Genomic DNA, 12,887 nt, shown 5'->3' on the forward strand with positions numbered 1-12,887 from the left:
CCTCACACAGAAGGGCCACAAGGCCACCTTCTGATACACCCTCTGGTCGCGAAAACCGTGCCGAACGGGCGGAGAGGGAGCAGCGGCGGGGAAAAACACGCCGAGGGGCCGTGGGAAGCCGGAAATCGGCAGAATCACGGACGAGGAGAAACCGCGGGCGAGGGGGATTCCGGACAGAAATGGACGAAAAGGGGCAAGTGTGTCCTGAGTCCGACGGCGGGAGCGGCTGGCGTGTGATCCGGCGACCGCCGCGGCCTATCCGGAAACGGCGGCAAAGGGGCCCCAGTGGAACGGATGCGGCATCGTCGCGCGGACCGCATCCCGGGCCAGAGCGGCGGCTTCCGCGGCGGGGGCACCCCCGACCCACGCGGGGTAGAACGCCGAGGCGAAAGCTCGCGACGATGCGTCATCCACTTTCCAGAGCGTAAGCACAAGCTCCCGCGCACCCGCCCCGAGCCCGGCGGTGATCCACCCGTCCATGTCGGATCCGGGCATGTTCTCGGCAAGGCCGGATTCGCAGCTGGTGAAGTGCAGGAGCGAATCCTGAAGACGGCGTCGGTGAAGCTGCTCGAAGCCGAGCCAGCCGTCCGCCAGTCGCAGCCCGGAAAAGAGCCATCCCTGTCGGTGGAACACACCGTGCGCGGCGACATGCAGCACACCGAGACGACCGGACCCGTCACCCAGAGAGTCGCGGCGGCCGGAGACCGTCACATCGAATCCGCTGCGCCGGAGAATCGTGCCAACCTCGCGGACCTCTTTGCGGGTACCCGTTTCTCCACCGCCGAGAAGGAGCGCGCTCGGGCGAACCTTTCGGCGTCGGCTTCCGAGAAGCGCCGGGTGCGGAAGGCGGGACACACAGGGCGGCCCGTCTCCGTTCGAGACGGGCAGCGCCTGCACGGGAACGCTGTGCAGATCCCCGTGCGGGACCACGACGACATCTCGGGAAGCAAGCGACAGCGGCGTCCACAGAGCAGACCGCAGTTGCTCGACGGAACGCGTGCAGTCGTCCAGCGTCCGGTCGAGGAACTCGGCGCGTCGACGAACCGGCGCGTGAGCCGCCGTCTCCAGCGTGATGCGCAGGGGAATCCAGGTGCCGCGAAGCGCATCCTCGGCATCCGGGAGCGCGACATGCTCCACCCGCCCCCCCGACCGCACGACGAACGCGCGCCAACCGGAGGTGCCGCGATCGTAGATCACGAGTTCGCGCCCGTGGAGGAGTCCCTTCCACTGACGGAAGGCCCGTTTCTCCCATGCGCGCCGAACGAGCGCCGGCGGACGAAGCGGCCCCTCGCCGAGTTCCACTTCCAGACGGGCCATCTCTCCGCGAAGCGCACGGAAGCGGGTGTCCTCGCCGCCGGGCGCCTCGCCTTCGGAGAGGCATTCGTCACGAAGCCGGGCAATGGCCGTTCGCGTTTCCGGGCGAAGCTTGCGGGCGTCGCCGTGAAGCAGGTCTTCGATCAGGTTGGGGGAGCGCGCTTTCGCCACGAGATCTACGGCACGCGCAGCGGCGGAAGGCCCCCCGTGTTCGAGAACGACCTCCACCGCTTCCGCGTAGATGCGATCGCGCGCGCCGCCGGTGAGGATTCGAAGGCGGCGTGTGCCGAAACGCATGAGCAGCGTCTCGAGATCCTGCACGGAACGGCCCGCCCAGCGAACGGCTTCGCGGGAGCGCCCCAGAGCACCGAGCGCGCGGGCCGCGACTCCCGCCATGAGCGGCCGCTCCAGTCGGCCCGGGTGGTGGCGTGCGGCGCGGTGAGCTTTCTTCGCGAGAGTTGCGGCGATCCCGGGTCGGCCCGCGAGAAGATGCGCCTCCGCGGCGACCCCCCGGCAGAGCGCTCCGTCGCCAAGAGGATCTCTTCGGTCGAGGTAGCGCTGGATGCCGCGCAGGTGATGAAGCGCGCGCTCCGGGTGCCCGCCTTCCAGAAGAACCCGCGCGATCTCCAACTCCGCCCGGCGGCGGGACCACACATTCCCCACTTTCTTCCAGTAGAGGCGCGCGCGCTCCAGGTGAACCATCGCTTCCTGATGCGTGGCGGTCGTCGCAAGAAGCCGTCCGTGCAGGAACGCGGCCTGCGCGGCTTCCGACTCCATGCCCAGACCGTCGAACACGGAAAGCGCGGCGGCAGATTCCGGCTGCGCGGCCTCGGGCGCACCGACGGATGCGAAGAGCATCGCCAGTTCCCGATGGAGCCACGCGACGGCGCGCTCGTCTCCGAGCTTCGCAAAGCGTTGGCGCAGGCGGCCCACCGCTTTCACGCCGATGTCCCAGTTTCCTTCGGCGATGTCCAGTGCTGCGAGTCCCGTCTCCGCATAGGACTCCAGAAGCTGGACACCCGCCCCGCGGAACTGCTCGCGTGCGCGAAGGAACTCGCGGCGGGCGATGGAGACACGCGCGGTCATCATGGCGATGATACCGAGATTGTACGCGCAGACGCCTGCGTCCCATGCGTTCCCGGAGCGGCGGAATATGGCCAGTGCGGCGCGGTAGCGTTCGGTGGCAAGGTCGTACTTGCCGGTGAAGAGCCACGCGTTCCCGACATTCGACTCCAGCCTGCCGCGAAGCTCCGGCGGCCCTCCGCGAAGATCCCCCACAGCCCCCCGGGCGACGGCGTGCGCGCGCTTCGGTTCGCCGCGAAGGGCCAGCGCGTGGACCCAGCCGATGGCTGCCTTTCCCGCCTCCAGCCGCTCCCCCGCCTTTCGGAAGGCAGCGTGCGCGGCGGCATACGCATCGCACGCTTCCGCCACACGACCGACCGCGGACAGCGCGTGCCCTTCCAGGCGCGCGAGCCGTGCGGCGTCTGCCGGATCCGGGTTGCGCCCTGCGACCCTTCGCATGTGGAGTACCGCATCGAGCGTCTGCGCGGGGTCCAGGCGCAGGTGCCGCAGCAGCGTGCGGTAGATCCGCTCCCAGGGCGAAAGCTCCGCTTCATCCGCCGGCACGCGCCCACCCTTCGCCCAGCGATCGGGGAGATCCCGATCGGGCGGGAGGGAAAGCAGGCGCGTGACGGCGCCACGAGTGGAGGGCTTGCGGGTCACTGCTTCGGATCCTCCAGCGTGAGAGTTTCCCCGTCCGGCAGATGGACCTCCAGCGTCCAGCCCGACCCCACGGCCTCGTCCAGCACGAAGTCGCCGCCGCTCGGCAGGTCCGCCCGGGCGATCACATGTTCCTGATGAATGAGCGCAATACGGACCGCGTCGCCCGGCTTCTCCTTGCGCAGCCAGACCTTTCCCTGGATGCGCCAGCGACCGTCGCCCTTCGGGGGCGTCGCCATGATCCCGACTTCCGCCTCCGGCACCACCCGCGAGACCATACGAGTCTGCCCGGCGGCCCCCATCCCTCCACCACGAACATCGGCGGGAGCCCACGCAAGCGGGCGTGCGGCGGCGGTCAGGTCGGGCAGGAGCCTCCCGTCCGGCAGGCGTTCGACGAGTTTTCGCACGCGTTCCGGCGGCGCCACCCACTTCATCGCCTGCTTCGCCCGGAGAAGAACGCGAAGCGTCCCGACCTCGCGGCGGCAGCGAACGCAGGTGTCGTGGTGCTCCTCCAGTTCGGTTCGGCGGCGGGCCGTCCCCTTGCCCTCCAGCCAGGCGCGCCAGTCGTCCGGGGCGGGATGGTTGCGTCTTGCGGTCACGATGTCCCCTCCAGGATCTTTCTCATGCGAGCCAGACAGCGGCTTCGAATGGGGCCGATAGAACCGATGGCAAGGCCGGTCCTCCGCGAGATTTCGTCATACGGGAGCTTGCGCGCGTGCAGGAAGAGAAGCCGCAGGAGCTTCTCGCACTTCCCGCCCAGTTGTGTGAGGGCGTCCTCCAGCCGAAGGCGGCTCTCCGCGTCCTCGACGACCGTGTCGGGGAGTGCCGCGGGGTCCACCATGTCGGCGGAGATGTCCGGGAGCATCCGGCGCCTCCGAATGGCGACCTTGTAGGAGAGCCGTCTCGTGGCCACGATGAACCATCGGGGAAGCGCCTCGGCATTGCGAATGCGCGGAATCGAACGGTGGAGCTCCAGCCATACATCCTGAAACACATCGCCCGCGTCCTCTTCTCCGAGGCCCACTTCCAGGGCCGTCGAGTAGACGAGATTCTGATAACGCAGGACCAGTCTCTTCCAGGCGGCCTCGTCGCCTTCGGCGCAAAGTCGGAGAAGCGTCTCATTGCTCTCCTTGTTCTGCGGGGGCGAGCTGTCGGCCATCCTCTCCTCGGGGATCCACGGGAGCACAAGAGTCTCAGGGAATCCTAGCGGATCGGATGATTCCTGGCAAAGACGCCGGGCGCCTGCCCCGAGAGGCGAGTGCCCGGCCGCAACAGGTCATCCCCGCCGCGCCGGCCCACTTGGGTCTCTCCCGGCAAGAAGGGCGCGGGAGCCGCGCTCCTGATACACCGAAGGTTGTGTTCTGAAGAGGTTGTTTTTCTCCGCCCCCCCCTTCAGGTTCTGTCCATTGGGGTAACTTCCGTTTGGGCTAGAGGTTAGCAGACATGGCCGTGGCTGGCTCCGCGTGGAATCGGACGAAAGAGAGCCGGGGTGGGGAGTATTCGGGCAGATTGGGGACCGATGTCGCCGCCGATCCTCCGGCCGGTCCTCTCCCCGGGAGGGAGCGGTCAGGAGGCGTCTGACGCACGGAAGGCCCGCGCCCGGGGTTGCGAGAGCTCAATTCATTGGGTCGTCGTGAGATGCGCCGCCAAAGAGCCGAACCGTTGCCTCGAGGATCATGTCGGCCCCGGCAACCTGGACCCTACTTCTTCAACAACCTCTTCAGAACACCGTCCAATGAGTGCGGGAGGGGAACCAAGGTCTAGTGCCCCCCAGACCAGGCCCCCTCCCGGGTTTGCGTGCCTTGCGGCACAGCCGGATCCGGTTTCCGGCCGGCCATCGGAAGCCCGACGACCCGGTTCCTCCCCGTCCCCCTTGAGAGAGAGGCGCTCCATTGCCGAATCCGCCTAGAAGGGCGCGCTGATTCCGCCCTGATACACGCAATGGGGAGATTTTTGCGGATTTTGCGAAGAATGTCGGCCCGCCCTGTGATCCGGGTGTCGACCGCGCAAGACCGGCCGCCCCCCGAAGGAGACGGCCGTATCCCGTCCATGCGCAAGTCTCAACACGCAGTGCCGGTCAGCAACCGTCGCTGCAGGCCGCGAGGGGGGTGGGGGTTCCGTTATTCCCCTCGTTCGTCTCATCAACGGTATTCAGCGGGTCCACGATCGCGTTGAAGAAGACCGGCCTCGCAGCAGAGGGCACGCAGTCGCACGGACCCATGTACCATGGGCGTGTAATGACCACTGACGCGCCTGGAGGAATCGCGGTGCCGATCAGCTGGTTCCACGAATCCCAGTTCCACGGGCCACCGGAGGATGATCCGGATCCCCACCGGATGTGCGTGATGTTCGCGGGAACAAACCCGGGACCGAGATTGGTCACGGTGACGGACAGGGTGAAGAACCGGTTGCCGCCGATGCAGCCGACATTCGGGAGAACCCCGCCGCACGAAGTTGTCATCGGGAAGCCCGGATCAAAAGTGATGTTCGAGAGCACAAGGTCCGGCTTCAGTTTGAACGGACCAATGGGCGTACCCACCGGAACGGGGATCGGCGGAGTGAGCGAGGGGCCGCCGGGCGCCTCCGGCGCCAACGGTGAGGCGGCATCGTCCAGTTCGCCGCACCCGGGCAGAAACGCAACAGCGATCCCCAGAACGAGCAGGGCGGAAAGTGTCCGGCAAGTGGCAAGAAAGATGCGGGGCATGGTTCATGTCCTCCGGTAAGGGCGAAGGCAGGGATGTGGCGAAGTCGTTCTCCCTGCCCGGTCGCTGAAGAAGGGCCGCCAACAGGTTTGCTGATACAGCGAAAACTCCCGCACTCAACGGGCCGCCCGCACTCTTCTTGATACACACAATGTTTCGTGTATCACGCACGGGAAGCCACGCCCCTCTTGTCGAACGCCCGACGGAAGCAGGCGTCGCGAAGGGTCCGGAAGGCGTTCACTCACTCCTTACTGAAACGAAACGGGGGGACCATCATGAGACGCACTTCGAAAGGACTGCTTGCACTGCTGGCACTGGTCGTCACCGGCGCGATGGCCGGGTGCCTGGGGACGAGCGATGACAGCGGCGACTACGGAAACCTGCTGACACAACCCGCACTCTTCGACAACGACGAGATTCTCGGGGCGTCCGGCATCGGCGTCGGACCGGTGACGCCGGGACAGCAGGTATCTCCGGTACCGCGGTACCGTGGACACAGCGTCCCTCTCGGTCCGCCAAGTGGCGGTTTCCGGGGAGACGAAGACTACGAGTATGATCCCACCAACCCGCCGCGCGAACTCGACTTTCATGTGGCTTCCGGGGCGTCCAAGTCGTACCGCTGGCGCGGATCTCACAAGCGCACCGGCGCCAAGAAGAGTACATACATGGACACGGAGATCGGCACGAAGTCTCGCCACGAGCACATCACTTCGAGCGAAGCGGGACACTATTCTCTCTTCAAGCCGTACAACACAAGCCACATCGTGGAAGGGAACTTCGCGTCGCTGTACGAGTAGGCGTGCGCCGGGACACCGGTGTTCGTGCGGGCACGGGCAGCCTCTTCGGGGGGAGAGGCGCCCGGCCCGGAACATATCAACCGCGGCCCCAACACGCCGCACTTCGGGAGGGTCCCCATGAAGACGCACACTTCGCAGAAGCTCATCACCCGGATCCCGGCGTGTCTCGTCGTTCTGCTCGTCCTTTCCGGGACCGCCGCATCCGCACCCGCGACCCCGCATGTCGTCGTCGGCGCACGCGATCTCCGCACCAACGATTCGTACATTGCCGGGCTGTATACGAACCTGGACCTGGAGAACCCGAAGGAAGTGTTTGGATATGTCTTCGAACAACTGTCGGAAGAGGTCATGGTCTACCCGTCGGAAGGCTACTTCTACTTTGAGTTCCCGTCGCGCGGGCTGACCGTGTCCGGCTGCATCACCTTCTATGTCCGCGATCGCGCGGAAGGGAAACTGGGCTTCGGCTATGTCGGCCGCATGGCAGGCACGGGGCCTGAGCCACCGTCGTTCCCGATCGGAGAATCGCACGACTTCACAAAGGCCGACGGAATGGAGATGAAGGCGGAGACCGAGTTCCTCTACCGCGTACGGTACGAGGGCCGGACCGTCCGCTTCCGTCTCTATGACCCGGGGATGGACCCGCCCGTGAAGGCGAAACTCCGCGAAGACGAGATCTTTGTGGGACCGACATTCGACGAGTCAGGTCTGCGGTTCCATCTCGTCTTCAACGAGACCATGCAGCGGCTCTTCTGGGTGCTGAACGAAGACGGGTTCGTACCCGAAGTCATGACGGTTCATTCAGAACATGTCGCGCTGGGACAGAGAACCGGCTTCGCCTTCTATCTGGACGCCGAGAACCACCGGAAGATCCTCGTCGGAGTGCAGGGCGACAATGTCCGGCACAACAACTGGCACGATGGACCGTTCGATCAGCTTCCCGACTCTTATGTGAAGACCGGGGAGACGGAAATCGAACCGTATCTGCGCGCGCACTACCATCTGGATCCCGGCGAAATCGACCGGTACGGGAACTACACGACCATCCCCGGCTCACGCGTTCCCGTGGCGCCGTACCGGGCGTACTACGACACGGCGGAACTGAGCTTCGTGGAGGAAGCGGTCACCGAAGGTCTCAAAGGCCCGGAACTCTACGCCCGCATCACGAAACAGGTGTACAACCGCCGTCCGGAGGCCCCCGGGGAAGCGGCTGGACACACGGTGGTTGCGTCCTTCGTCCAAGCCACAGAATAGGCCGCCGACAAGGGTCGTGGCCGAATAATCCTTGGCTTTCCCTCACTCTTGCCATATCTTCGCAGGGTCTTGGCGCACCAACCCAAACCCTGCGAGGCCTGCCCGTGCCCTCCCGAAAGCCCGCTGCCCCGGCTGCCGCCCCGCTCGACGCGATTGACCGGCAGATCCTCGCGCATCTCCAGAAGGAGGGGCGCATCACCAATGCGGAACTCAGCCGTCGGGTGGGCCTGTCCACGGCATCGGTGCTCGAACGGGTGCGCAAGCTGGAGCGAACAGGAGTCGTGCGCGGCTATGCCGCCCTCGTGAGCCCCGCCAGCGTGGGTCTCCATTGCCTCGCCTATGTCGAAGTAACGCTCGACCGTCATGTGAAGGCCACCGTCCGGCGCTTCATGAACGAAATCACCGAACTGGAAGAAGTCCTGGAGTGCCATCACATCACCGGAGAGGCGGACTTTCTGGTGAAGGTGACCACGCGCGACATCCCGGCCTACGAGGACTTCATCCTCCACAAACTCACCGCGCTGCGCGATGTCCGCAATCTGAAGACGCTCATCGTGCTGTCCACGCTGAAGCAGGAGACCGCGCTTCCTCTGACGGAAGCGGGAGAGGAGCGACGATGAATCCCCACGAGGATCACGAGAAGGGCGTGCGGCACTGGATCGCGGAAGGGAAACGGATCGCGTCCGATCGTGCCCGGAGAATCGCACGCACAAAGGACTGGAAGTTCGATACGGTCGCCACCCACGGGCTGTATGACTTCCAGCAGGCGTGCAACCTGAACAACGGTTCCATCATGGAGCCGGTGTACCTGAGCCCCGCCCAGGCCTTTCACGACTATGACGAAATGGAAGTCGCTCTGGCTTACCAGATGCCGTCATGGACCTATTCGCGGATTGCGAACCCCTCTACCTTCTTTCTGGAGGAAACGGTCGCGCTTCTGGAGAGCTACGGGACGGGCTTGAACGCCGGGTGCGTCGCGTGCTCCAGCGGCATGAGTGCCATCCGGTCGGCCATTGAGCCGTTCCTGGTGAAGGACGACTCCCTCCCGCCGCCGAATCTCGTCACGACGGCACGGCTCTACGGCGGGACATTCCAGCAGTTCTCCGAGCGGCAGATGCACGACCGTGGGATTGAGGTGCGCTGGGTCCGCAACAATATGGACATGGAAGAATGGGCGGAGAAGATCGACGCGGGTACGCGCCTCGTCTACGGAGAGATGCCGTCGAACCCGGCGGTCGCCCTGTTCGACATCGAGAAGGTCGCAGAGCTTGCGCATGCGCACGGAGTCCCGCTCATCGTGGACAGCACTTGCGCCTCCCCGGCTCTGCTTCGCCCGCTCGCGTTCGGGGCGGACATTGTGGTGCAATCGGTATCGAAGGTGATGGCCTCGCACGGCATGACCATCGCGGGGACAATGACCGCAAGGCAGAACCTCCCCAGCCGAGTCGGACCCGACGAAATGCGCGAGGACTTCGCCACATGGGTCAAGCTCCTCCCCTATCGCGACAACGGCCCGTCGCTCAACCCCATGAGTGCCATCCTGGCGTTGAACGATCTCCGCTCGCTCCGGTCGCGTGTGGCGCAGATGAGCCGGTCGGCGCTCGCGGTGGCGCGCTTCCTTGAGAGCCAGCCGAAGGTGGCAAGCATTCACTACCCCGGACTGGAGAGCCACTCGCAGCGGGAGATCGCCGACAAGTACCTGACGCTCGTGGACAGTGAGCACGACGCCGACGGGCCCGAACACCTTCACGGCTACATGATGACATTTGAGGTCCGCGAAGACGATCCGTGCGATCCCGTGAACACAAGGCTGTTCTACGATGCGCTCGATCTCTTCTGGAGAGCCACGGACCTCGGAAGAGTGAAATCCGTCGCCACGCTGCCTGCCATTTCCACGCATCAACAACAGGGCGACGAGGGGCGTGCGCTGGCCTCCATTCAACCGAACTATGTCCGGGTCTCCGTCGGGATCGAGCATGTCGACGATGTCATCGCGGATCTGGACCGGGCTCTTGATGCCATTCCGTCACGCGGAAACGCAGAGGGGAACAGGTCATGACACACAAGCTCGCGCTGATCGGCTTCGGGACGGTCGGTCAGGGACTGCTGGAGATCCTCCTCGCCAGGCGGGACGCGCTTCGTGAGGATTATGGCTTCGACTGGGAACTGGTCGCGGTGTCGGACTTCATGAAGGGGTCCGTCCGAAGCGCAGGCGGACTGGACGCGACGGAACTCCTCCGTCTCGCGGCGGGCGGCACATCGCTGGAGGAATACTCCGGCGACGGGTCGCTCGTCAGGGGCGATGACGCACTTGCCACGATCCGTGAGTGCGGCGCGGACACCGTCTGCGAACTCTCCTACACCGATGTGAAGACCGGCGAACCCGCCACCTCTCACTGCCGCGCCGCACTCTCCGCCGGGATGAATGTGGTCACGAGCAACAAAGGCCCCGCCGCGCTCGCGTACCCGGAACTGGCGGGGATTGCCGCATCACAAGGCGTGCGTTTCCTGATCGAAGGCACGGTCATGTCGGGAACGCCCGTACTGAACCTCGCCGACGGCCCGCTGGCGGGTTGCCGGATCGACGCAATCCGCGGGATCTTGAACGGAACCACCAACTACATCCTCTCGGAGATGGAAGCGGGAGCCCCTTACGGTGATGTCCTGACCCGCGCGCAGGAGTTGGGATATGCGGAGGCGGACCCCACCGGTGATGTCGAAGGGTTCGACGCCATGGCAAAGGTCATCATCCTGGCGAATGTCGTGATGGGCGCGTCCATCGGCGCAGACGATGTGGTTCGCGAGGGGATCACCGGCATCACGCCGGACATGATCGCCGAGGCCACCGGGGAAGGCGCTCGCTGGAAGCTCATCGGCTCGGTCGAGCGCGACGGCGACGGGGTGCGCGCGTCCGTCACCCCGGAAAAGGTCCCGTTCTCGCATCCGCTCGCAGGGGTCATGGGCGCGACGAACGCGCTCACCTTCACGACCGATCATCTGGGTGATGTGACCATCGTCGGCCCGGGCGCGGGTCGCGCGGAGACGGGATACTCCATCCTCACCGACATCCTCGCGATTCTTCGCGAGCAGGGAGGCGCGTCGTCATGAAAATGCTGATCGGAGGAGAGTGGGTCTCCCGGGAAGACACCATCGATGTGCGGAATCCCTTCGACGGATCCGTCGTGGACACGGTCCCTCGCGGAACCGCGGAAGATGTCCGGGCTGCCGTAGCCGGAGCGGTAAGCGGGTACAAGACAAACCGCGACCTCCCGGCCCATCGCCGGATCTCCATACTGATGCGCGCGGCGGAGATCATGCAGTCCCGCCATGAAGAGCTGGCGGAGACGATCGCAATGGAAGGATCCAAGACAATCACGGAGGCGCGCAAGGAGGTCGGGCGCGCGATCAACACCATCACGATCTCCGCCGAGGAAGCGCGCCGCATTACGGGGGAGACGCTCCCCTTCGACAGCGCGGAGGGGTCGGAGAATCGAGTGGGGTACTACTTCCGATTCCCCATCGGAGTGATTGCCGCCATCACGCCTTTCAACGACCCGCTGAACCTCGTCGCGCACAAGGTCGGCCCGGCGATCGCCGGGGGGAACTCCGTGGTCGTGAAACCCGCGACCGTCACCCCGCTCTCCGCGCTGAAGCTCGCGGAGATCCTCCTGGAGGCCGGGTTGCCGCCGGAAGTGATCTCGGTCGTGACCGGACCCGGGGGTGAGGTCGGCGAAGCGCTGGTCACCGATGAGCGCGTTCGCATGGTGTCGTTCACGGGCGGAGTGGAAGCCGGAAAGCGAATCGCGGCGCTCGCGGGGCTGAAGAAAATGGGCATGGAACTGGGCGGGAATGCGCCTGTGCTCGTCGCCGAAGACTGTGACTTGGCGGAAGCCGTGGAGTCCTGCGTTTCCGGAGCATTCTGGGCCGTGGGGCAGAACTGCATCGGCGTGCAACGAATCTTCGCGCAGGATTCCGTATACGACGCCTTCCGGGATGCCTTCGTCGCGCGGACCAGGCAGTACCGGACCGGGTTCCAGATGGACGAGAGAACCGACATGGGGCCCATGATCACGGAATCCGAAGCGGCACGAGTCATCGCGTGGGTGGAAGAAGCCGTCGCGGAGGGCGCGACCCTTCTCACCGGAGGAACGCGCGAGGGAACCCTCGTGCAGCCGACTGTTCTGGAGGGCGTGCGGGACAGCGCGAAGCTCGCATGCAGCGAGGTCTTCGGCCCGGTGGTTTCGCTCTTTCGGTATGCTGAACTCGATGACGCGCTGGAACGCGCCAACGCCGTGGATGTGGGCCTGCACGGGGCCATCTTCACAAAAGACCTGGCGAAGGCATTCCACGCCATCCGCCATCTGGATGTCGGGGGCATCATGGTGAACGACTCCAGCGACTATCGGGTGGACCTGATGCCGTTCGGCGGCGTGAAGAACAGCGGACTCGGCCGGGAGGGAATCCGGTTCGCGCTCCAGGAGATGACAGAACCGAAAGTGGTCTGTTTCAACCTGTAGAGGGCCTCGGGAAGGGGTTTGAACACGAGCCTTCGGATCCGCTTCCCCGGGGAGAGCGGTCGGAACCGCCCCTCACGGCGATCCTGAGGTCCGTCATGGAGGTTCCGCGCCCGGGCGCGCCGTCGCGGCGGCGGCCCCCTCTTCGCGATGCTCTCCCTTCCGTCCGCATCTCATGCCGCGCTTGGTGATGTTCTGGGGTCGTTTCCGGCCCCGGGCTTCTACTGCAATGGTCTTACATGGGACGGAACACACCTCTGGGCCGCGAATATCGCGGCCGCTCACCACCCCGGGAACAGCGGGTACAAGCTCTACCGAATCGAGACGGCCGGCCCGACGGCGACGGACTCCATCGATCAATTCCCGCGAGGCGGGTCACGCAGACCGCCCGTCGATCCAGCCGCGCAGGAACTCCTCTGCCGCATCGAGGTTCTCCGCAGCCGCGGGCGTGAGTCCTTCCTCCATGCTCCGAATGTCCTCCGCCCGGACGGCCATCGTGAATAGACGCCCTTTCGCGTGGAAGAACTCCCGGGCGATCGCCAGAACCGACCCCGGAAGAACCAGATGCGTCGAGAACTCCGCCTCTCGGT

General features: G+C 65.4%; 11 protein-coding genes. 6 read left to right on the plus strand and 5 right to left on the minus strand.

From position 1 onward, the window contains the following. Positions 1-255: 255 nt before the first annotated feature. From QF819_01305 to QF819_01320, 4 genes are all read right to left on the minus strand, one after another. On the minus strand, positions 256-3,036 hold the full coding sequence (locus tag QF819_01305) for a CHAT domain-containing protein (protein ID MDP6801805.1): 2,781 nt from the start codon (positions 3,034-3,036) through the stop codon (positions 256-258). Continuing rightward, positions 3,033-3,632 (minus strand): hypothetical protein, encoded by a 600-nt coding sequence (locus tag QF819_01310; protein ID MDP6801806.1) that lies wholly within the window; start codon positions 3,630-3,632, stop codon positions 3,033-3,035. The genes QF819_01305 and QF819_01310 overlap by 4 nt, the downstream gene beginning before the upstream one ends. Continuing rightward, positions 3,629-4,192, minus strand: coding sequence for a sigma-70 family RNA polymerase sigma factor (locus QF819_01315; protein MDP6801807.1), 564 nt, complete (start codon positions 4,190-4,192; stop codon positions 3,629-3,631). Before QF819_01315 ends, QF819_01310 begins: the two co-directional genes overlap by 4 nt. 918 nt (positions 4,193-5,110) lie before the next feature. After that, positions 5,111-5,737, minus strand: coding sequence for a hypothetical protein (locus QF819_01320; GenBank protein ID MDP6801808.1), 627 nt, complete (start codon positions 5,735-5,737; stop codon positions 5,111-5,113). A gap of 273 nt (positions 5,738-6,010) precedes the next feature. Here QF819_01320 and QF819_01325 point away from each other — a divergent pair, with 273 nt between their 5' ends. The 6 genes from QF819_01325 to QF819_01350 all read left to right on the plus strand — a co-directional run bounded on the left by QF819_01325 (position 6,011) and on the right by QF819_01350 (position 12,300). Beyond that, the gene (locus QF819_01325) at positions 6,011-6,532 is read left to right on the plus strand and encodes a hypothetical protein (GenBank protein ID MDP6801809.1); all 522 of its coding nucleotides are present in this window, start codon (positions 6,011-6,013) and stop codon (positions 6,530-6,532) included. 117 nt (positions 6,533-6,649) lie between these two features. After that, complete coding sequence (locus tag QF819_01330; GenBank protein MDP6801810.1) at positions 6,650-7,783, plus strand: hypothetical protein; 1,134 nt, start codon at positions 6,650-6,652, stop codon at positions 7,781-7,783. Between the two features lie 104 nt (positions 7,784-7,887). Further along, positions 7,888-8,403 carry an Lrp/AsnC family transcriptional regulator gene (locus QF819_01335; protein ID MDP6801811.1) on the plus strand — a complete coding sequence of 172 codons (516 nt, stop codon included), beginning with the start codon at positions 7,888-7,890 and terminating at the stop codon, positions 8,401-8,403. Next, entirely contained in the window at positions 8,400-9,842 is a 1,443-nt protein-coding gene (locus tag QF819_01340) for an aminotransferase class I/II-fold pyridoxal phosphate-dependent enzyme (GenBank protein ID MDP6801812.1), read from the plus strand. The genes QF819_01335 and QF819_01340 overlap by 4 nt, the downstream gene beginning before the upstream one ends. Continuing rightward, entirely contained in the window at positions 9,839-10,891 is a 1,053-nt protein-coding gene (locus QF819_01345; protein MDP6801813.1) for a homoserine dehydrogenase, read from the plus strand. Before QF819_01340 ends, QF819_01345 begins: the two co-directional genes overlap by 4 nt. Further along, positions 10,888-12,300: an aldehyde dehydrogenase family protein gene (locus QF819_01350; GenBank protein ID MDP6801814.1), complete on the plus strand. Its 1,413-nt coding sequence runs from the start codon at positions 10,888-10,890 to the stop codon at positions 12,298-12,300. Before QF819_01345 ends, QF819_01350 begins: the two co-directional genes overlap by 4 nt. A 372-nt stretch (positions 12,301-12,672) precedes the next feature. On the opposite strand, the gene QF819_01355 is transcribed toward QF819_01350, so the two are convergent. After that, positions 12,673-12,887 (minus strand): hypothetical protein (locus tag QF819_01355; protein MDP6801815.1); only part of this gene is annotated, 215 nt, incomplete at its 5' end.

It is taken from the genome of Gemmatimonadota bacterium (genome assembly GCA_030747075.1).
GTDB lineage: Bacteria > ARS69 > ARS69 > ARS69 > ARS69 > ARS69.

What these genes read in the sequence shown, in the direction of transcription:
- QF819_01325 (MDP6801809.1), top strand. Translation starts at nt 6,011, where the DNA reads ATGAGACGCACTTCGAAAGGACTGCTTGCACTGCTGGCACTGGTCGTC.
- QF819_01350 (MDP6801814.1), top strand. Translation starts at nt 10,888, where the DNA reads ATGAAAATGCTGATCGGAGGAGAGTGGGTCTCCCGGGAAGACACCATC.
- QF819_01330 (MDP6801810.1), top strand. Translation starts at nt 6,650, where the DNA reads ATGAAGACGCACACTTCGCAGAAGCTCATCACCCGGATCCCGGCGTGT.
- QF819_01315 (MDP6801807.1), bottom strand. Translation starts at nt 4,192, where the DNA reads ATGGCCGACAGCTCGCCCCCGCAGAACAAGGAGAGCAATGAGACGCTT.
- QF819_01340 (MDP6801812.1), top strand. Translation starts at nt 8,400, where the DNA reads ATGAATCCCCACGAGGATCACGAGAAGGGCGTGCGGCACTGGATCGCG.
- QF819_01320 (MDP6801808.1), bottom strand. Translation starts at nt 5,737, where the DNA reads ATGCCCCGCATCTTTCTTGCCACTTGCCGGACACTTTCCGCCCTGCTC.
- QF819_01345 (MDP6801813.1), top strand. Translation starts at nt 9,839, where the DNA reads ATGACACACAAGCTCGCGCTGATCGGCTTCGGGACGGTCGGTCAGGGA.